We start from the raw sequence: 20,369 nt of genomic DNA, 5'->3' as shown, positions 1-20,369 counted from the left end.
GCATCAACCCCGCAACCCATCAAGGCAAGCCCATGGAAACCAAAGTCATCGCCATCAACCGCCGTTCGGCCAACATCACCGAAGGCAAATCGCGCGCGCCCAACCGCTCCATGTACTACGCCATGGGCTACGAGGAAAGCGATTTCAAGAAACCCATGATCGGCGTGGCCAACGGCCACAGCACCATCACGCCGTGCAACAGCGGCCTGCAAAAGCTGGCGGACGCGGCCATTGACGCGATTGAAGAGGCCGGCGGCAATGCGCAGGTGTTCGGCACGCCGACGATTTCGGACGGCATGGCCATGGGCACCGAAGGCATGAAGTACTCGCTGGTCAGCCGCGAAGTCATTTCTGACTGCATCGAAACCTGCGTGCAGGGCCAGTGGATGGACGGCGTGCTGGTGGTCGGCGGCTGCGACAAGAACATGCCCGGCGGCCTGATGGGCATGCTGCGCGCCAACGTGCCGGCCATCTATGTCTATGGCGGCACCATTCTGCCGGGCCATTACAAGGGCAAAGACCTGAATATCGTCAGCGTGTTCGAAGCCGTCGGTGAAAACGCCGCCGGCCGCATGAGCGACGAAGATCTGCTGCAGATCGAGCGCCGCGCCATTCCTGGCACCGGCAGTTGCGGCGGCATGTACACCGCCAACACCATGTCCAGCGCCTTCGAGGCCCTGGGTATTTCGCTGCCCTATTCCAGCACCATGGCCAATCCGCATGACGAAAAGCTGAACTCGGCCAGGGAATCGGCCAAGGTGCTGATCGAAGCGGTCAAGAAAGACATCAAGCCGCGCGACATCGTCACCAAGAAATCGATTGAAAACGCCGTGGCCGTCATCATGGCCACCGGCGGATCGACCAATGCCGTGCTGCATTTCCTGGCCATCGCCCATGCGGCCGGCGTGGAATGGACGATTGACGACTTCGAGCGCGTGCGCCAGAAAACCCCGGTGCTGTGCAACCTGAAACCGTCCGGCCAGTACCTGGCGGTGGACCTGCACCAGGCCGGCGGCATTCCGCAGGTCATGAAAATGCTGCTGGTCGCCGGCCTGCTGCATGGCGACTGCATCACCATTTCGGGCCAGACCATTGCCGAAGTGCTTGCGGACGTGCCCGATGCGCCGCGCGCTGGCCAGGACGTGATCCGCCCCATCGACAAGCCGATGTATGCGCAGGGCCACCTGGCCATCCTGAAGGGCAACCTGTCGCCCGAAGGCTGCGTGGCCAAGATCACCGGCCTGAAAAACCCGGTCATGACCGGCCCGGCCCGGGTGTTCGAGGACGAGCAGTCCGGCCTGAAGGCGATTCTGGACGGCAAGATCGTGGCCGGTGACGTGATGGTCCTGCGCTACCTCGGCCCCAAGGGCGGCCCCGGCATGCCTGAAATGCTGGCCCCCACCGGCGCGCTGATTGGCGCCGGCCTGGGCGAGAGCGTCGGGCTGATCACCGATGGGCGTTTCTCCGGCGGCACCTGGGGCATGGTGGTCGGCCATGTGGCGCCTGAAGCGGCGGCCGGCGGCAACATCGCGTTCATCCGGGAAGGCGACTCGATCACGATTGACGCCAATCAGCTGCTGCTGCAACTGAACATCAGCGACGCCGAGCTTGAAAGCCGCAAGGTCGGCTGGACGGCTCCGGCCCCGCGTTACACCCGTGGCGTGCAGGCCAAGTTCGCCTTCAATGCCTCCAGCGCCAGCAAGGGCGCGGTGCTTGATGATTATTGATACCTGATGCCTGCTGAATTGCCCTGAAAAAAGCCCGTGAGTTACAAACTTCACGGGCTTTTTACTTTGATGAATCCAGCCGGTTTTTGGGCAGCGGGCGCCGAATTCAGGGGCGCTTTTTGGGCAGCAAACCGATTGCAGCCCGTTGCTTGTCGAGGCGTTTTTGCTTGCGGTCATCCATCTTTTCGATCTCTTTTCGCTTGGTGTAGCCCGAGCCGTCAGCCCATGCCCACCAGGCGACGGCAAGCGCGAACGGCGACAAAACCAGCCACCAGTTCAAACTGGCCACGGGTTCGATTTCGAGATACTTCAGGACCAGGCCCAAAACTCCGATGATTAAAAAATACATGCTGAACTCCTGAAATTCCGGCAAGCCAATGGGGATTTTGGCAATGGGTCAAGGTCAACCCCCGCCCCTACAATCGCGTTAAATCACTGTAACCGAATCCATCACCATTTACGAATGAGGCGACATCATGAAACTGAAACGTAGCTTTTTGACGATTGCTTGCCTGGCGGCAGGTTTTGCGGTCTGCGCTCCGGCCATGGCTGACCTGCAACTGGCGACCGCCAAGAACTGCATGGCCTGCCACGCCGTTGACAAAAAACTGGTCGGGCCTGCCTATAAAGACGTTGCCGCCAAATACGCGGGTCAAAAAGACGCGGCCGCCAAGCTGGAGGCCAAGGTGCTTAAAGGCGGTTCGGGCGTCTGGGGTCCCGTTCCCATGCCGGCCAATGCGCAGGTCAACCCCGACGAAGCCAAAAAACTCGTCGCCTGGATCTTGGCGCAAAAGTAATGCCCTGATTGCCGCCGCCGGACAGATCCGGCAGCCCTGGCCGCAGAGCCAAAAAAAGCCCGTCGATTGACGGGCTTTTTTAATGGCCGGTGCGGCCTGCAACACCTTACAGGTTCTGCGCCAGTTGCTCCAGGATGGCCGGATTCTCAAGCGTCGAGGTGTCTTGCGTCACCGCTTCGCCCTTGGCCACGCCGCGCAGCAGGCGGCGCATGATCTTGCCGCTGCGCGTCTTGGGCAGGTTGTCGCCAAAGCGGATGTCCTTGGGTTTGGCGATGGGGCCGATTTCCTTGCCCACCCAGTCGCGCAATTCCTTGGCGATGGCCTTGCCTTCGTCGCCGGTGGGGCGCGAACGCTTGAGCACCACGAAGGCCACAATCGCCTCGCCGGTCAGGTCGTCGGGACGACCGACCACGGCGGCTTCGGCCACCATCGGGTGTGCCACCAGCGCCGACTCGATTTCCATCGTGCCCATGCGGTGGCCGGACACGTTCAGCACGTCGTCGATGCGGCCGGTGATGCGGAAGTAGCCGTTGTCGATGTTGCGCACCGCGCCGTCGCCGGCCAGGTAGATCGTGCCGCCCATTTCCTCGGGGAAATAGCTTTTCTTGAAACGCTCGGGGTCGTTCCAGATGGTGCGGATCATCGAAGGCCAGGGGCGCTTGACGACCAGCATGCCGCCCGAACCGTTGGGCACGTCATTGCCGGTTTCATCGACGATGGCGGCCATGATGCCGGGCAGCGGCAGGGTGCAGCTGCCGGGAACCAGCGGCGTGGCACCGGGCAGCGGCGTGATCATGTGGCCGCCGGTTTCGGTCTGCCAGAAGGTATCGACCACCGGGCAGCGCTCGCCGCCGATGTTCTTGTAGTACCACATCCAGGCTTCGGGGTTGATCGGCTCGCCGACCGAACCGAGGATGCGCAGGCTGCTCAGGTCGGAGCGGTCCGGATGCACGGCGGCATCGGCATCGGCGGCCTTGATCAGCGAGCGGATGGCGGTCGGCGCGGTGTAGAAAATCGAGACCTTGTGCTTTTCGATCATCTGCCAGAAGCGGCCGGCGTTCGGGTAGGTCGGAATGCCTTCAAACACCACCTGCGTCGCGCCGGCGGCCAGCGGGCCGTAGGTGATGTAGGTGTGGCCGGTGATCCAGCCGATGTCGGCGGTGCACCAGAACACGTCGTTGGGCTGCAGGTCGAAGGTCCAGTCCATCGTCAGCTTGGCCCACAGCAGGTAGCCGCCGGTGCTGTGCTGCACGCCCTTGGGCTTGCCGGTGGAGCCGGACGTGTAGAGCACGAACAGCGGATGCTCGGCGCCGACGAATTCGGGCTCGCACACCGGGTTGGCCTTGGCGGTGACTTCATGCATCAGGCTGTCGCGGCCTTCGACCATCTTGCACGCGGTCGGGGTGCGCTGATAGACGATCACGTTCTTGATCGACTCGCAGCCGCCCATCGCAATGCCTTCATCGACGATGGCCTTGAGCGGCAGTTCCTTGCCGCCGCGCAACTGGTAGTTGGCGGTGATGACGGCCACGGCGCCGGCGTCCTGGATGCGTTCCTGCAGGCTCTTGGCCGAGAAGCCGCCGAACACCACCGAATGCGTCGCGCCGATGCGGGCGCAGGCCTGCATGGCAACGATGCCTTCAATCGTCATCGGCATGTAGATGACGACGCGGTCGCCCTTTTGCACGCCCATTTCCTTGAGCGCGCTGGCGAACTGGCTGACCTTGGCGTGCAGTTCCTTGTAGGTGACGTTGGTGACCTTGCCGTCGTCGCTCTCGAAAATGATGGCGTTCTTGCTTTCCGTCGGCGTGCCCAGGTGGCGGTCCAGGCAGTTGTAGGAGGCATTGAGTTCGCCGTCGGCAAACCACTGGTAGAACGGGGCGTTGGACTCGTCCAGCACCTGGGTGAAGGGCTTGTTCCAGCTCAGGTTTTCACGCGCCAGCCGCGCCCAGAAACCCTCGAAGTCATTTTCGGCTTCAGCGCACAGGGCGTTGTAGCCTTCCATGCCGGAGATGCGGGCGGCCTTCACGGTGGCTTCGCTGGGCGGGAACACGCGGTTCTCAACCAATGTGGACTGGATGGAATTGTCAGGGGTGCTCATTAGTGATGTCTCCTTGGGTCGTTGAATGCGTGGTACTTTGGTGCCTTGCACTTACAGGCCACTGACGGGATTGAACCTTAACCCATGTGCCGTTCGGCCGAAATGACTCACCCCTACAATTTGTCACTCTGCTTAACGATTGCCATCATTCATGTCCGACCCCACCCCGCTGAAAACTTCCCCCTTGCGTCCCTTGCCGAAACTGATTTTTGCCAGCCGCTGGCTGCAGTTGCCGCTTTACCTGGGACTGATCGCGGCGCAGGCGGTGTATGTCGTGCATTTCCTGGTCGAGCTGGTCCACCTGATCGAAGCGGCCTTCGGCAGCCAGACCGCGCTGCAGGCGCTGATCAGCAGCATCGGCTACAAGACCATCACGCCGATCGTCACGCTCAACGAGACGGTCATCATGCTGGTCGTGCTGGCGCTGATTGACGTGGTCATGATCTCCAACCTCTTGATCATGGTGATCGTGGGCGGCTATGAAACCTTCGTGAGCCGCATGGAACTCGAAGGCCACCCCGACCAGCCCGAGTGGCTCAGCCATGTGAATGCGTCGGTGCTGAAGGTCAAGCTGGCCACGGCCATCATCGGCATCAGCTCGATTCACCTGCTCAAGACCTTCATCAATGCCGACAACTACACCGACCGGGTGCTGATCGCGCAGACGGTGATCCACATCACCTTCCTGCTGTCGGCGATGGCAATTGCCTACACCGACAAGATCATGTCGGCCATCGCCGCCCGGGATCACTGAAAAACGCCGGCTTGGCGGCAAGGGCCGCAAGCGCCTCTGACTGCCCAGCCTGCCGCAGCCGGCGACCGAAGTCGCCGCGCAGGCGACCCTCGTCGGAATCCTGCCAGTTCAAGGCATTTTCAGGGCTTTGCGCTTATGCGGCGGGGACTGGCAGCTACTTTTTTGGTAGCAAAAAATTCCGTAAAATTTCACACCGCAGCGGCCTTGCGGGCGTTTAGCACATCCTAAAAACCTGCGCTTGATACTTGTTAATACCTAATTGCTACAATACGCCCTGGTTTTGCAACCTTAACCATATGTAATTGACCTCTTCACGAACCTTCGTGGTGGTGAATTGCCCCGCCGGGCTGGATGCCCGGCACCCGGGCCGAGTCTTCGGCCCTGATGTCCCGGCGTCCTGCCCTGCAGGGCGCTTGCGTGATTCAAGAGTCCTCTGCCAAGACCTCTTTTGTTGAAGCGCATGACAGGCTTTCCTCAAGCCGTCGGACACACCCTCGCTATTCGCCTGATTTCCGGCCACCCCGCGCCGGCAAGGCACTTCCACTTTCGAAGGGAAACCACCCCGTGGCCAAACAAATCATCATCGACCAAGTATTCAAGGTTTTCGGCGACGAGCCGCAAGCCGCGCTTGCGCTGGTCCGCCAGGGCTGCAGCAAGCAGGACATCCTGGCCCGCACCGGCTGCTCCATCGGCGTGTTCGACGCCAGCCTGACCATCGAGGCCGGCGAAATCTTCGTCGTCATGGGCCTGTCGGGCTCGGGCAAGTCCACGCTGGTGCGCATGCTCAACCTGCTGATAGCGCCCACGGCCGGCCGCATCCTGGTGGACGGCAGCGACATCAACGCGCTGTCCGACAAAGAATTGCGCGCCCTGCGGCGCAAGGACATCAGCATGGTGTTCCAGTCCTTCGCGCTGATGCCGCACATGACGGTGCTCGACAACACCGCGCTGGGCCTGGAGCTGGCCGGCGTGGGCCGCGAAGAGCGGCGCGAACTGGCTGGACAGGCGCTGGACCAGGTCGGCCTGGACGGCTGGGGCGAGAGCTACCCGGACGAGTTGTCGGGCGGCATGCAGCAGCGCGTGGGCCTGGCCCGCGCCCTCGCCTCCGACCCTTCGATCCTGCTGATGGACGAGGCGTTTTCCGCGCTCGACCCGATCATCCGCACCGAAATGCAGTCCGAACTGCTGCGCCTGCAGCAAGTCAAGCGCCGCACCATCGTCTTCATTTCGCACGACCTGGACGAGGCGATGCGCATCGGCGACCGCATCGCCATCATGAAGGACGGCCAGGTGGTGCAGGTCGGCACGCCGGAGGAAATCCTGCGCAACCCGGCCGACGACTATGTGCGCAGCTTTGTGCGCGGCGTGGATGCCTCGGCCGTGTTCAAGGCCGGCGACATCGCGCGCAAGAGCCTGGTCGTGGTGTCCGAGCAGCCCGGCCGGGGCTCGCGCGCCGCGCTCAGGATGCTTGAAGACCAGGACCGCGACTACGCCTACGTGGTCAGCCCTTCGCGGCACTACCTCGGCGTGGTCTCGGCCGACTCGCTGCGCTCGGCGCTTGACGGCCATGTGGGTCCGCTGGGCCTAGCGCCGGCGTATTTGCCCGATGTGCAGCCGATCGCGGCCAACGAGCCGGTCAGCGGCCTGTTCGGCCAGGTTGCAAAAACGCCCTACTCCGTGCCGGTCGTCGCCGACGACGGGCGCCTGCAGGGCGTCATCAGCAAGACCACCTTGCTGAAATTCCTCGACCGCGACACCCCGCCCGTGCCGGCGCACGCCGCCTGAAGAAAGAACAATTCTGATGAATCCAACACAAGAAACCCTGGCAACGCCGGATACAACCCTGACAGCGCCGGCGGTTCCCCATGTCGATGCGTGGGGCATGCCCACTGCGGACACCGGCACCAGCGCACCGGCCGTGACGCCCCCCGAGTCGCCCGCCGATGCCTGGCAAGGCGCAGTGCCGCCAGTTGACGCGATGAATACAGCGGCCGGCGGCGGCGACTGGCTGGACGCGCCGTCCATTGACGCAGACACCGTGACCGGCTTTCAGATCCAGCAGCTCTGGGATGGATCGCTGCCGGTCGAAAGCTGGATCAACCAGGGACTGAACTGGGCCGTGCTGCACTTTCGGCCGTTTTTTCAGACCGTTCGCGTGCCCATCGACAGCACCCTTGGCGGGGTTGAAGGCGTGCTGCAAAGCATGCCCGCGCTGGCGATGATCGGCCTGATCGCCCTGCTGGCCTGGCAATTCGCCGGCCGCGCGGTGGCCATCGGCGCGGCCGTGTCGCTGCTGCTGGTGGCGATGCTGGGCATCTGGCCCGAGGCCATGGTGACGCTGTCGCTGGTGCTGACCTCGCTGGCCTTTTGCCTGGTCGTCGGCCTGCCCGTGGGCATCTTGCTGGCCAGCAGCGACCGCCTGCAGCGCCTGAGCCGCCCGCTGCTCGATGCCATGCAGACCACGCCGGCCTTTGTCTACCTGGTGCCGGTGGTGATGCTGTTCGGCATCGGCAACGTGCCTGGCGTGATCGTCACCATCATCTTCGCGCTGCCGCCGCTGATCCGCATGACCAACCTGGGCATCCGCCAGGTCCGGCCCGACCTGATCGAAGCCGCCCGCGCCTATGGCGCCTCGCCGCTGCAACTGCTGACCAAGGTGCAGCTGCCGCTGGCCATGCCGTCGATCATGGCCGGCATCAACCAGACGCTGATGCTGTCGCTGTCGATGGTCGTCATCGCCTCGATGATCGCGGTCGGCGGCCTCGGCCAGATGGTGCTGCGCGGCATTGGCCGGCTGGACATGGGACTGGCCACCGTCGGCGGCCTGGGCATCGTGCTGCTGGCGATCACGCTGGACCGCATCACGCAGTCGATGGGCCAGCCGAGCCGCGGCGTTCGCCACTGGTGGCAAACCGGCCCGGCCGGCCTGGCGTGGGCACTGATGCGGCGCAAGCGCACGGCGCCCGGCCGTGAATCCTCCGCCTCGCCGGGGCAAACCGCACCCATGCTTTCACCACTTGCGCAGTAACGGCTATCCGCCAACCAAACTGTTTTTCGCACCCCCTTACAAAGGACTTCACTGAATGATGAGCACCCGCAATTTCACCCGTACCCTGATCGCCGGCAGCCTGCTGGCCCTGAGCCTGACAGCCCACGCCGCCGCCGAGCTGCCCGGCAAGGGCATCAAGGTGCAGCCGCTGCAAAGCGCCATCGCCGAGGAAACCTTCCAGACCCTGCTGGTCAGCCGCGCGCTGCAAAAGCTCGGCTACGACGTGCAGCCGATCAAGGAAGTCGAGCCCGCCACGGCGCATATCGCGATTGCCAACGGCGACGCCACCTTCCTGGCGAACCACTGGAACCCGCTGCATGCCGACTTCTACAAGAACGCCGGCGGCGACGCCAAGCTGACGCGCAAGGGCACCTATTCGGCCAACGCGGCGCAGGGCTACCTGATCGACAAGAAAACCGCCGACCAGTACAAGATCACCCACATCGACCAGCTCAAGGATCCCAAGCTGGCCAAATTGTTCGACACCAACGGCGACGGCAAGGCCGACCTGACCGGCTGCAACCCCGGCTGGGGCTGCGAAGGCGTGATCGAGCACCAGCTGACCGCCTTCAAGCTGCGCGACACCGTGACCCATTCGCAGGGCAGCTATTCGGCCCTGATGGCCGACACCCTGACGCGCTTCAAGCAGGGCAAGCCCATCCTCTACTACACCTGGACGCCCAACTGGGTCAGCGGCGTGCTGCGCCCGGGCCAGGAAGTCGTCTGGCTGGAAGTGCCGTTCTCATCGCTGCCGGGCGAACAGTCGAAGCTGGACACCAAGCTGCCCAACGGCAAGAACTACGGCTTCACCCTGAACAACCAGCACATCATGGCCAACAAGGCCTTCGCGGTCAAAAACCCGGCGGCCGGCAAGCTGTTTGAAGTGATGACGCTGCCCATCGGCGACATCAACAGCCAGAACCAGCGCATGAATGCGGGCGAGAACAAGCAGCAGGACATCGCGCGCCATACCGACGGCTGGATCAAGGCGCACCAGAAAACCTTCGACGACTGGGTCGCGCAGGCCATGGCTGCCGCCAAATAAGCATCAAACAAGCCTTTTGCGCAAACAGGACGGGCGCTACCAGCTATTCAAACGATAGCAGGTAGCGCCTTTTTTGTTCACACCATGTTCTGCGGCACCACCCAGGCATCGAACTGCTCGGCCGTGACATGGCCCGAGGCAATCGCCGCTTCGCGCAGGCTGCTGCCTTCCTTGTGCGCCTTCTTGGCGATAAAGGCCGCCTTGTCGTAACCGATGTGCGGGTTCAGCGCCGTCACCAGCATCAATGAACGGCCGACCAGTTCGGCGATGCGCTCGCGGTTCGGTGCTATGCCGACGGCGCAGTGGTCGTTGAAGCTCACCATGCCGTCGGCCAGCAGGCGCACGCTTTGCAGAAAGTTGTAGGCAATCATCGGCCGGAACACGTTCAGCTCGAAGTTGCCCGACGCGCCGCCGAAATTGATCGCCACGTCGTTGCCGAACACCTGGGCGGCCAGCATCGTCAGCGCCTCGCTTTGCGTCGGGTTGACCTTGCCCGGCATGATGGACGAGCCCGGCTCGTTCTCGGGAATGCTCAACTCGCCGATGCCGCTGCGCGGGCCGCTGGCCAGCCAGCGCACATCGTTGGCAATCTTGGTCAAGCTGGCGGCCAGCGTTTTCAGCGCGCCGTGGGCATGGACCAAGGCATCGCAGGAGGCCATGGCCTCGAACTTGTTCGGCGCGGTGACGAAAGGCAGGCCCGTCAGCCGCGCCAGTTCGGCGGCCACCTGTTCCGCGTAGCCTTTGGGCGCGTTCAGCCCGGTTCCCACGGCGGTGCCGCCCAGCGCCAGTTCATACAGATGCGGCAGCGCCGCCCGCACATGCGCCTCGCCGTGCGCCAGTTGCGCGACGTAGCCCGAGAACTCCTGGCCCAGCGTCAGCGGCGTCGCGTCCTGCAGATGGGTTCGGCCGATCTTCACGATGTCGTCAAAGTCGCGCGATTTCTGCGCCAGCGTCGTGCGCAGTTTTTCAATCGCCGGCAGCAGCTTGTTCGTCATTCCCAGGGCCGCCGACACATGCATCGCCGTGGGAAACACATCGTTCGACGACTGGCTGCGGTTCACGTCGTCATTCGGATGGACAAGCCGCGCATCGCCGCGCTCGCCGCCCAGCAGTTCGCTGGCGCGGTTCGCCAGCACTTCATTGACGTTCATGTTGGTCTGCGTGCCCGAGCCGGTCTGCCAGACCACCAGCGGGAATTCGTCCGGGTGCCGGCCCGCAATGACTTCATCGGCCGCCGCCACGATGGCGCTGGTTTTTTGATCATCCTGCAGGCCCAGCGCATGGTTGACGATCGCCGAGGAGCGCTTGATCTGCGCCAGCGCCCGGATCAGCTCGACCGGCTGGCGCTCGCCTGAAATATCAAAGTTCTGCAGCGAACGCTGGGTTTGCGCGCCCCAGAGCCGGTCAGCCGGAACGTCGATGGGGCCGAAGGTGTCGCGCTCGCTGCGCGTGGCGTTGGGTGTAATCATGGTGTTGGCCTGACCTGTCAAAATGGAGGGTGGTGGTTTCAGCATAGCCGCTAATAAAAGTAATTAAAAGCAATCCCCGTCAACGGGAGTTGCCCCAACTCACCCCAAGCCATGACCACGATCAAACAAGCCGACCTCATCGAATCCGTTGCCGCCGCCCTGCAGTACATCAGCTATTACCACCCGGCCGACTACATCGCCCACCTGGCGCGCGCCTACGAGCGTGAACAAAGCCCGGCCGCCAAGGACGCGATCGCGCAAATCCTGACCAACAGCAAGATGAGCGCCACCGGCCACCGGCCGATCTGCCAGGACACCGGCATCGTCAATGTGTTCCTCAAAGTCGGCATGGACGTGCGCTGGGACGGCTTCACCGGCAGCCTTGACGACGCCATCAATGAAGGCGTTCGGCAAGGCTACAACCACCCCGACAACACGCTTCGCGCCAGCGTCGTGGCCGATCCACAGTTCGACCGCAAGAACACCAAGGACAACACGCCGGCGGTGATCTTCACCGAAATCGTTCCCGGCAACACGGTCGAAGTCACGGTCGCGGCCAAGGGCGGCGGCAGCGAAAACAAAAGCAAGATGGTCATGCTCAACCCCGGCGATTCGGTGGTGGACTGGGTCTTGAAGACCGTTCCCACGATGGGCGCAGGCTGGTGCCCGCCCGGCATGCTGGGCATCGGCATCGGCGGCACCGCCGAGAAAGCCGTGCTGATGGCCAAGGAAAGCCTGATGGACGACCTGGACATGTACGAACTGCAGGCCAAATCGTCCGCCGGCGAAGCGCTGACCAAGGTCGAGGCGCTGCGCCTGGAACTGTTTGAAAAGGTCAATGCCCTGGGCATCGGCGCGCAGGGCCTGGGCGGCCTGACCACCGTGCTCGACATCAAGATCAAGATGTACCCGACGCACGCGGCCAGCAAGCCGGTCGCCATGATTCCGAACTGCGCCGCCACGCGCCACGCGCATTTCGTCATGGACGGCAGCGGCCCGGTGTACCTCACGCCGCCGTCGCTCGACACCTGGCCCGACGTGGACTGGAAGCCTGACTACGTCAAGAGCAAGAAGGTCGATCTCAACACGCTGACCAAGGAAGAAGTCGCCAGCTGGACGCCCGGCCAGACCTTGCTGCTCAACGGCAAGATGCTGACCGGCCGCGACGCCGCGCACAAGCGCATTGCCGACATGCTGGCCAAGGGCGAAAAGCTGCCGGTCGATTTCACCAACCGCGTGATTTACTACGTCGGCCCGGTCGATCCGGTCAAGGGCGAAGCGGTCGGCCCCGCCGGCCCGACCACGGCGACCCGCATGGACGGCTTCACCGAGATGATGCTGGCGCAGACCGGCCTGATCTCGATGGTCGGCAAGGCCGAGCGCGGCCCGGTCGCGATTGCGGCGATCAAGAAGCACCAGAGCGCTTATTTGATGGCCGTCGGCGGCGCTGCGTACCTGGTGTCCAAGGCCATCAAGCACGCCGAAGTCGTCGGCTTTGCCGACCTGGGCATGGAAGCGATCTACGAATTCGACGTGGTCGATATGCCGGTGACCGTGGCGGTCGATTCGGGCGGCACCAGCGCCCACATCACCGGCCCGGCCGAATGGCAGAAAAAGATTGCCACGGGCGAGTTCAAGAACATTGCCGTCACCAACGCCTGACGATTCGCTTGAGTGAGTTGCCGCTGATGAATAGCGCCATCGGCGTGTTCGACAGCGGCATAGGCGGCCTGAGCGTCTTGAAAGCGCTGCGGGCCGCCATGCCGCACGAGCACTTTATCTACATCGCCGACAGCGGCCACGCGCCCTACGGCGAGCGCGACGAGGCGCATGTGCTGGCGCGCTCGCGCGCCATCGTGCAGTATCTGGCGGGGCAGAACGTCAAGGCGCTGGTGATGGCCTGTAACACCGCCACGGCGGCGGCCATCCATTTATTGCGCGACGAGTATCCGGGGCTGGCGCTGATTGGCGTCGAGCCGGCGCTCAAGCCCGCCGCGCTGCGCACGCAGACCGGGCGCATCGGCGTGATGGCGACCCGCAGCACGCTGGCCAGCGCCAAGTTCCAGGCACTGCTGGAGGCGCAGTCCGGCGGCCCCAAGACGGTTGAATTCATCGTCCAGCCCTGCGACGGCCTGGCCCATGCCATCGAGGCCAGCGCAGACACTGGCGACGCTACCAGAACCATAGCACTCTGCGCACACTACATAAGCGCAATGGGCCGATTTGGCACTGAAACCGGGCAAATCGACACGCTGGTGCTCGGCTGCACACACTATCCGTTCGCCAGCGAACACCTGCGCGCCCTGGTCGGCGCGCAAGTGCAGTTCATCGACAACGGCGAAGCGGTGGCGCGCCAGACGCTGAGGCTGCTGCCCGCGTCCGTGATGGCGGCAAACGCGCCGCCCGGCCCGGTCAGCCTGTTCACCACCGGCCAGCCGGACACGCTGCAGGCCGCTGCGCTGCGCTGGCTGGGGCTGTCGGCGCCGGTCAATTTACTATTGTTTTAATAGCTGCTTGCGCATGCCCAGCTTGCGCAATTGGCCTAAAACATCACTTTTTTACCTCTCATGCGCCGCTGGCGGAACTAAAAGCCGTGCAGCTTACGGTTTTGGCGAAGGCGCAGCGTTCACCACCTGCGCCACCCCGCCCGGCTCCTTCCACCCCCCGCCCAGCACCTTGTACAGCGTGACCTGGCTTTGCAGCTGCGCCAGCCGGGTCTGCACCACGGCCTGCTGCGCCGTGAACAGCGAGCGCTGCGCGTCGAGCAGGTCGAGCTGGCTGGCAATGCCGTTCTGGTAGCGCAGGTCGGACAGCTTGAAGCGCACGCCTTCGGCATTCGCCTGCGCCTGCTGTGCGCGCAACTGCTCGCCCAGCGTGGCGCGGCCGGCCAGCGCATCGGCCACTTCGCGAAATGCCGTTTGTATCGATTTTTCGTACTGCGCCACGGCAATGTCGCGCCCGGCGTTGGCCGAGTCCAGTCCGGCGCGGTTGCGGCCGGCATCAAAAATCGGCAGCAGCAGTTGCGGCGCGAGCGTCCAGCCAAAGCTGCCGCTCTTGAACAAATCCCCCAAGTGCGAGCTGGCGCTGCCGGCGCTGGCGGTCAGCGAAATCTTCGGGAAGAACGCCGCCCGCGCCGCGCCAATGTTGGCATTCGACGCCAGCAGCAGCTGCTCGGCCTGGCGCACGTCGGGGCGGCGTGTCAGCAAGTCAGACGGCAGGCCGGCCGGCACATCGACCATCATCGGCATGTCGGCCAGCCCCTTGCCGGCCGGCAGCGCCACGGCCAGCTCGCCCGTGGCCGGCTGGCCCAGCAGCAGCACCAGCGCGTTCTGGTCCAGCGCGCGCTGGCGAACCAGCTGCGCCAGCGAGACACGCGCCGCTTCAATCAGCGACTCGGCCTGGCGAACGTCCAGCTCCGAACTCACGCCATTGTCAAAGCGCAGCTTGCTCAGGCGGTAGGAGTCTTCACGCGTGGCCAGCGTCTGCCGGGTGATGGCGATCAGCTCCTCATCGGCCAGCAGGCTAAGGTAGGTGTTGGCCACGGCCGCTACCAGGCTGATCTGCGTGGTCTTGCGTCCTTCCTCGGTGGCCAGGTACTGGCCCAGCGCGGCCTCCTTCAGACTGGCGACGCGGCCGAAAAAGTCGAACTCGTAGGAGGTCATCGCCAGGCCGGCGGTGTACGTGCTGGTGATGCCTTCGTTGCTCGACGGCTGGCGCGAGCCGGTCGCGGCCGCGTTGACCGTCGGGTACTGGTCGGCGCGGCGAATCTGGAACTGCGCCCTGGCCTGCTCGATGTTGAGCACGGCAACGCGCAAATCGCGGTTGTTGCGCAGCGCGGCGTCGATCAGCTGGCGCAGCCGGGGGTCGCTGAAAAAGCTCTGCCACTCGATGTCTGCGGCGGCGATGCCATTGTTGGTCGCCCCCGGCGCGGCAGCCGTGGCGCTCAGCGCGGGCCAGTCGGCCGCGACGGGCGCTGCCGGACGCTCGTAGGTCGGAATCATCGAGCAGCCGGCCAGCAGCAGCGCAGCGCTGATGGCCAGGAGTTGGGGAAGTCTTGTCTTATTCATGTGCTGGCTTTCCTTCATGTCCGCCCACGCCTGCCGCCTTGGCATGCTCGGCGTAAATTTGCCGCTGCCGCTCGCTACCCTTGAAAAAGCCGCGAACCACGACAAAGAAAATCGGTACAAAAAACACCGCCAGCACGGTGCCGGTGATCATCCCGCCGATCACGCCGGTGCCGATGGCCCGCTGGCTGGCCGAACTCGCGCCCGTGGCAATCGCCAGCGGCAGCACGCCCAGCATGAAGGCAAACGAGGTCATGATGATGGGCCGAAAGCGCAGGTGCGCGGCGGTCAGCGCCGACTCGATCACGCCCTTGCCCTGCGCCTGCAAGTCCTTGGCGAACTCGATGATCAAAATCGCGTTTTTCGCCGACAGGCCGATGATGGTGATCAGGCCGACCTGGAAATACACATCGTTGGCATAGCTGCGCAGCAGGGTCGCCAACAGCACGCCGACCACGCCCAGCGGCACGACCAGAATCACGGCCAGCGGAATCGACCAGCTTTCATACAGCGCGGCCAGGCACAAAAACACCGCCAGAATCGCAAAGCCGTACAGGATCATCGCCTGCGAGCCGGCCTGCTTTTCTTCGCGCGACTGGCCGGTCCACTCGTAGCCAAAGCCTTGCGGCAGCTGGGCGGCGAGCTTTTCCATCTCGGCCATCGCCGCTCCGGTGCTGTAGCCGGGGGCGGCCGAGCCGCTGATGCGCATGGCGGAGTAGCCGTTGTAGCGCACGGTCTGCATCGCGCCCTTGATCCAGCGCGTGGTGGCGAAGGCCGACAGTGGCACGGACTCGCCCCTGGTGTTGCTGGCGTTGATTTTCATCAGGTCGTCGGGCTGCATGCGCGCTGGCGCGTCGGCCTGCACCACGACGCGCTGCAGGCGGCCCTGGTTCGGGAAGTCGTTGACATAGCTCGAACCGAGCGACGTGGACAGGGCTGCATTGATGGCATCGAAGGTCACGCCCAGCGCATTGGCCTTGTCGCGGTCAATATCGATCTGCAGCTGCGGCGCGTCTTCCAGCCCGTCGGGCCGCACCTGCGTCAGCACCGGGCTTTTGCCCGCCATGCCCAGCAGCTGGTTGCGCGCGGCCAGCAGCGCATCGCTGCCCGCCCCGGCGCGGTCCTGCAGGCGGAAGGTAAAGCCGCTGGACGAGCCCAGTTCGGGAATTGGCGGCGGGCTCAGCGGAAACACGAACGCATCGCGGATGCCCGAGAAGGCACCAAAGGCGCGTCCGGCCAGCGCGTCGGCCTGCTGGCTTTTTTCCTTGCGCTCGTCCCAGTCCTTGAGCGTGACGAAGGCCAGGCCGGCGTTCTGGCCCTGGCCCGAAAAGCTGAAGCCCAGCACGCCAACCATGCTCTGCACTTCAGGCTGCTTGAGCATGAAGCCCTCGACCTGCTCCATCACGGCGCGGGTACGCTCGACCGTGGCGCCCGGTGGCAGTTGCACATTCACCAGCAGATTGCCCTGATCTTCGGCTGGCAAAAAGGACGTCGGCAGGCGCGTATAGACCAGCGCCACCACGCCAATGATGGCCGCATAAATGACCAGATAACGGCCGGCGCGCTTGAGCAGGCGCGCCACCAGGCCTTCGTAACCCTTGGCGGTGCGCGAAAAGCCCCGGTTGAACCAGCCGAAAAAACCGGTTTTTTCGTGGTGGTGGCCGGCTTCGACGGGCTTGAGCAGCGTGGCGCACAGCGCTGGCGTCAGCGACAGCGCCAGGAAAGCGGAAAAGCCAATCGACGCCACCATGACGGCGGAGAACTGGCGGTAGATGTTGCCCACCGAGCCGGCAAAAAACGCCAGCGGCACGAATACCGAGATCAGCACCACGGTCACGCCGATGATGGCGCCCGAAATCTGGCCCATCGCCTTGCGCGTGGCTTCGAGCGGCGGCAGGCCTTCCTCGCTCATGATGCGCTCGACGTTCTCGACCACCACGATGGCATCATCGACCACGATGCCGATCACCAGCACCATGCCGAACATGGTCAGCACGTTGATGGAAAAACCCAGCGCCAGCAGCGTGGCAAAGGTGCCCAGCAGGGCAATCGGCACGACGATGGTCGGGATGACGGTGTAGCGCCAGTTCTGCAGGAACAAGAACATCACCAGGAACACCAGCACCACCGCTTCAACCAGCGTTTCGGCCACCTGCTTGATGGAGATGCTAACAAAGCGCGAGCTGTCGTAGGGAATCGAATAGCTCACGCCCTGGGGGAAATAAGGCTTGAGCTGCTCCATCTTGGCGCGCACGGCCTTGGCCGCGCCAAGCGCATTGCCGCTCGGGGCCAGTTGCAGGCCGATGCCGGTAGCCGGCTTGCCGTTCAGGCGCGCCGAAGTCGCATAGGTCTGCGCACCCAGTTCGATGCGCGCCACGTCCTTCAGGCGCACGGTCGATCCGTCGGTCGAGGCCCGCAGCACGATGTTGCCGAACTGCTCGACGCTGGAGAGCTGGCCGTTGACCACCACCGTGGCGGCAATGCCCTGCCCCGCCACATTGGGCAGGTCGCCAATCGTGCCGGAGGCAATCTGGGCGTTCTGCGCAGCGATGGCCTTGGTCACGTCGGCCGACGACAGAGCAAACCCCGCCAGCTTGGCCGGATCAATCCAGATCCGCATGGCGCGCTCGGTGCCGAACAGCTGGGCCTGGCCGATGCCGGGCAGGCGCTGGAGTTCGGGGATCACGTTGCGCGAGGCATAGTCGCCCAGCGCAATCGGGTCAATCGCCGGGTTGTCGGACGACAGCATGGTGAACAGCAGGAAGTTCGAGCGCGACTTGTCCACCCGCACGCCCTGCTGCGTCACGGCCTGCGGCAGGCGCGGCGAGGCGCGCGACAGACGGTTTTGCACATCGACCTGGGCCAGGTCGGGGTTGGTGCCGGTCTCGAAGGTCAGCGTCAGGGTGCCCGAGCCGTTGGCCTGGGCGACCGACTCCATGTAGATCAGGCCGGGCGAGCCGTTCATCTCGCGCTCGATCACGCTGAGCACGCTGTCTTCGAGCGTCCGGGCCGAAGCGCCGGGATAGCTGGCGGTCACCACAATCGAAGGCGGAGCGACCGGCGGATATTGGGAAATCGGCAGTTGCGTGATGGCGACGCTGCCCATCACCAGGATGAACAGGGCAATCACCCAGGCAAAAATCGGTCGTTCGATAAAAAACTTGGCCATGCGGTGCGCTCCTTACTTCGCTGCCGTCGAGGCGGCGGGCGCTGCCGAACTGGCTGCGGACGGCGCGGAGGCAGCGGCTCCAGGGGCCGACGCCGCGCCTGCGGAGGGTGCGGCTGCGGGTTGCCATGGCACGGCCTTGACCGGCGTGCCGGGCGGCATCATCTGCAGCTTCTGGAAGCCATCGACCATCACCTGCTCGCCGGTCTTGAGGCCGTCGAGCACCACCCATTGCGTGCCTTTGGCAGAGCCTATCTTGATCGGCCGCGTCGAGACTTTGCCGCCTTCGCCGACCACCATGACCGTGTCGCCCTGCGCGGTCCGCGTGACCGCCTGCTGCGGCAAGGTGATGGCGTTGGTGGCCTGGGCCTGTTCGAGCCGCACCCGCACATAGAGGCCGGGCAACAGCTGTCCGCCTGCGTTTGGAACTTCGGCGCGCAAGGTGATCTGTCCGGTGGTGGCATCGACCGTCAGGTCTGAAAACAGCAGGCGGCCCGGCTGCGCGTATTCGGTGCCGTCTTCAAGCACGATGCGCACGCTGGCCGCATCCGAGCCGCTGGCCCGCTTGAACTGGCCGCTGGCCATGGCAGCGCGCAGTTTCATCACGTCTGACGCCGACTGCGTGAAATTCACATACATCGGGTTGATCTGCTGGATGACCGCCAGCTGGGTGGCATCGCCCTGCCCGACCAGCGCGCCTTCTGTGACCAGCGAGCGGCCGATGCGGCCCGAGATCGGAGCCGTCACCGAGGCATAGCCCAGCGTGATGCTGGCGGTCTGCACATTGGCCTTGCCCACGGCCACATCGGCGGCGGCCTGCTTTTGCGCGGCCACCGCGTTGGCGTATTCCTGCTTGCTGATGGCGTTGGCTTCGACCAGCGGCTTGTAGCGCTCGGCCAGCGCCGTGGCCTGCGCCAGGTTGGCTTCGGCGCGCGCCTGGCCGGCCCTGGCGCTGGCGGCGGCGGCTGCATACGGCGCTGAATCAATCGTGAACAGCGGCTGGCCTTCCTTGACATCGCTGCCTTCGCGGAACAGGCGCTTTTGCAAAATGCCGGCGGCGCGCGCCCTGACCTGCGCGATGCGTGAAGCCTCCAGACGGCCGGGCAACTCGGTGACCAGGCCCACATCGCCGGGCGTGACCGTCACGACCCCGACCTGGGGCGGCGGCGGCGGCGCACCCGCGCCGGGAGCCGCCGGCGCATCACCCTTGCCGCATCCAGCCAGGAACAATGAAAGGACCGCGACCAGCACCAGCGGCTGATGGCGTACAAATCTGGCGGGCAAAAAAGAAGGGGCAACGCAGGGCGTAGGCATATCTGTACCTCGGATTTTTTGGAGAAAGGCGGAAAAACCAGGAGGGTGTCGGCAATTCACGCAAGCGCATCCGCCGAAAACCAACCCCCGAAGATAAGGGTTTTCACGAATGGTATAGTTTACATACATTTGTGAATGTATAAAAGCATTCCATGAAATCGTTTTCAGGAGACACCGAAGTGGCCCGTCGAACCAAAGAAGAAGCGTTGGTTACCCGCAACAAACTGCTGGATGCAGCCGAGTGCCTGTTTCAGTCGCAAGGGGTTTCGCGCACCACGCTGCAGGACATTGCCCTGCGGGCAGGCGCGACACGCGGCGCCGTCTATTGGCATTTCAAGGACAAGGCGGACCTGTTCAACGCCATGATGGAGCGCGTCACGCTGCCGCTGGAGGCTTATTTCAATCATGAAGCCGCCCCGGCAGAAACCAGCAGCGATGCCTATCCGCTTGAACGCATGCGCAACGCCATCCTCAAGGCCTTGAACCAGATCGTGAATGACCAGCAGACTCGCCGCGTCCTGGAAGTCGCGACGCAAAAGGTGGAATACATTGAAGAACTCAAAACCATCCGCCTTCGTCATCTGACGGTGCGCAATGGTTTTTTGTGCAGGGTTCAGCAAGGACTGGACGCGGCATGCAGGCATGAAAACCTGAAGCTGCCTCTGTCAAGCGCACTGGCCGCGCAAGGTTTGCACGCATTGATTGATGGCTTGATCCAGAACTGGCTGCTCGACCCGCAAGCTTTCGACCTGCTGGAAGCGGGTCAAAGCACGATGGACATTTACTTTACCGGCCTAGGGTTTGGCAACGAGCCGCAAAGCCTTGCACCGACAGCAGGGAAAAAGTAAAAGCCAAACAAAAACGCCCCTGATTTTCATCAGGG

The 20,369-nt window shown here is 63.9% G+C and carries 15 protein-coding genes; 9 read left to right on the top strand and 6 right to left on the bottom strand.

Going from position 1 to position 20,369, the window contains the following annotated elements; genetic code table 11:
* The first annotated feature begins 32 nt into the window (after nt 1-32).
* Nucleotides 33-1,727 carry a dihydroxy-acid dehydratase gene (gene ilvD, locus ABLV49_RS06530; protein WP_349280825.1) on the top strand — a complete coding sequence of 565 codons (1,695 nt, stop codon included), beginning with the start codon at nt 33-35 and terminating at the stop codon, nt 1,725-1,727.
* Nucleotides 1,728-1,833: 106 nt separating this feature from the next.
* Here the strand turns inward: ilvD and ABLV49_RS06525 are convergent, their stop codons facing one another.
* On the bottom strand, nt 1,834-2,076 hold the full coding sequence (locus ABLV49_RS06525) for a TIGR04438 family Trp-rich protein (RefSeq protein WP_349281632.1): 243 nt from the start codon (nt 2,074-2,076) through the stop codon (nt 1,834-1,836).
* Between the two features lie 127 nt (nt 2,077-2,203).
* On the opposite strand from ABLV49_RS06525, the gene ABLV49_RS06520 reads away from it, so the two are divergent.
* Entirely contained in the window at nt 2,204-2,524 is a 321-nt protein-coding gene (locus ABLV49_RS06520; RefSeq protein WP_349280824.1) for a c-type cytochrome, read from the top strand.
* Between the two features lie 106 nt (nt 2,525-2,630).
* Here the strand turns inward: ABLV49_RS06520 and acs are convergent, their stop codons facing one another.
* On the bottom strand, nt 2,631-4,625 hold the full coding sequence (gene acs / locus ABLV49_RS06515; protein ID WP_349280823.1) for an acetate--CoA ligase: 1,995 nt from the start codon (nt 4,623-4,625) through the stop codon (nt 2,631-2,633).
* A 151-nt stretch (nt 4,626-4,776) separates the two neighbouring features.
* On the opposite strand from acs, the gene ABLV49_RS06510 reads away from it, so the two are divergent.
* From ABLV49_RS06510 to proX, 4 genes are all read left to right on the top strand, one after another.
* Nucleotides 4,777-5,379, top strand: coding sequence for a YqhA family protein (locus tag ABLV49_RS06510; protein ID WP_349280822.1), 603 nt, complete (start codon nt 4,777-4,779; stop codon nt 5,377-5,379).
* A 564-nt stretch (nt 5,380-5,943) separates the two neighbouring features.
* Nucleotides 5,944-7,164, top strand: coding sequence for a glycine betaine/L-proline ABC transporter ATP-binding protein ProV (gene proV / locus ABLV49_RS06505; RefSeq protein WP_349280821.1), 1,221 nt, complete (start codon nt 5,944-5,946; stop codon nt 7,162-7,164).
* Nucleotides 7,165-7,180: 16 nt separating this feature from the next.
* Complete coding sequence (gene proW / locus ABLV49_RS06500; RefSeq protein ID WP_415837996.1) at nt 7,181-8,407, top strand: glycine betaine/L-proline ABC transporter permease ProW; 1,227 nt, start codon at nt 7,181-7,183, stop codon at nt 8,405-8,407.
* A 58-nt stretch (nt 8,408-8,465) separates the two neighbouring features.
* On the top strand, nt 8,466-9,473 hold the full coding sequence (proX, locus tag ABLV49_RS06495) for a glycine betaine/L-proline ABC transporter substrate-binding protein ProX (RefSeq protein WP_415838001.1): 1,008 nt from the start codon (nt 8,466-8,468) through the stop codon (nt 9,471-9,473).
* Between the two features lie 77 nt (nt 9,474-9,550).
* Here proX and fumC read toward each other — a convergent pair whose 3' ends face one another.
* On the bottom strand, nt 9,551-10,942 hold the full coding sequence (gene fumC / locus ABLV49_RS06490) for a class II fumarate hydratase (protein ID WP_349280819.1): 1,392 nt from the start codon (nt 10,940-10,942) through the stop codon (nt 9,551-9,553).
* 111 nt (nt 10,943-11,053) lie between these two features.
* Between fumC and ABLV49_RS06485 the strand changes: the two genes are divergently transcribed.
* Both ABLV49_RS06485 and murI read left to right on the top strand, forming a co-directional pair.
* Entirely contained in the window at nt 11,054-12,604 is a 1,551-nt protein-coding gene (locus ABLV49_RS06485; protein WP_349280818.1) for a fumarate hydratase, read from the top strand.
* A gap of 26 nt (nt 12,605-12,630) precedes the next feature.
* Nucleotides 12,631-13,449: a glutamate racemase gene (murI, locus tag ABLV49_RS06480; RefSeq protein ID WP_349280817.1), complete on the top strand. Its 819-nt coding sequence runs from the start codon at nt 12,631-12,633 to the stop codon at nt 13,447-13,449.
* Nucleotides 13,450-13,542: 93 nt separating this feature from the next.
* Here the strand turns inward: murI and ABLV49_RS06475 are convergent, their stop codons facing one another.
* From ABLV49_RS06475 to ABLV49_RS06465, 3 genes are read right to left on the bottom strand one after another with little or no spacing between them, the layout of a single operon-like run.
* Nucleotides 13,543-15,009: an efflux transporter outer membrane subunit gene (locus ABLV49_RS06475; RefSeq protein WP_349280816.1), complete on the bottom strand. Its 1,467-nt coding sequence runs from the start codon at nt 15,007-15,009 to the stop codon at nt 13,543-13,545.
* A complete protein-coding gene (locus tag ABLV49_RS06470; protein WP_349280815.1) occupies nt 15,002-18,175 on the bottom strand; it encodes an efflux RND transporter permease subunit in 3,174 nt (1,057 codons plus the stop codon). Before ABLV49_RS06470 ends, ABLV49_RS06475 begins: the two co-directional genes overlap by 8 nt.
* 12 nt (nt 18,176-18,187) lie before the next feature.
* Nucleotides 18,188-19,486: an efflux RND transporter periplasmic adaptor subunit gene (locus ABLV49_RS06465; protein WP_349280814.1), complete on the bottom strand. Its 1,299-nt coding sequence runs from the start codon at nt 19,484-19,486 to the stop codon at nt 18,188-18,190.
* Nucleotides 19,487-19,665: 179 nt separating this feature from the next.
* Here ABLV49_RS06465 and ABLV49_RS06460 point away from each other — a divergent pair, with 179 nt between their 5' ends.
* Nucleotides 19,666-20,334: a TetR family transcriptional regulator gene (locus ABLV49_RS06460; protein ID WP_349280813.1), complete on the top strand. Its 669-nt coding sequence runs from the start codon at nt 19,666-19,668 to the stop codon at nt 20,332-20,334.
* Nucleotides 20,335-20,369 lie beyond the last annotated feature (35 nt).

The organism is Polaromonas hydrogenivorans (assembly GCF_040105105.1).
Lineage (GTDB): Bacteria > Pseudomonadota > Gammaproteobacteria > Burkholderiales > Burkholderiaceae_C > Polaromonas > Polaromonas hydrogenivorans.
The sequence above is the reverse complement of the archived record's forward strand: the minus strand, read 5'-3'. Positions and strand labels throughout refer to the sequence as shown.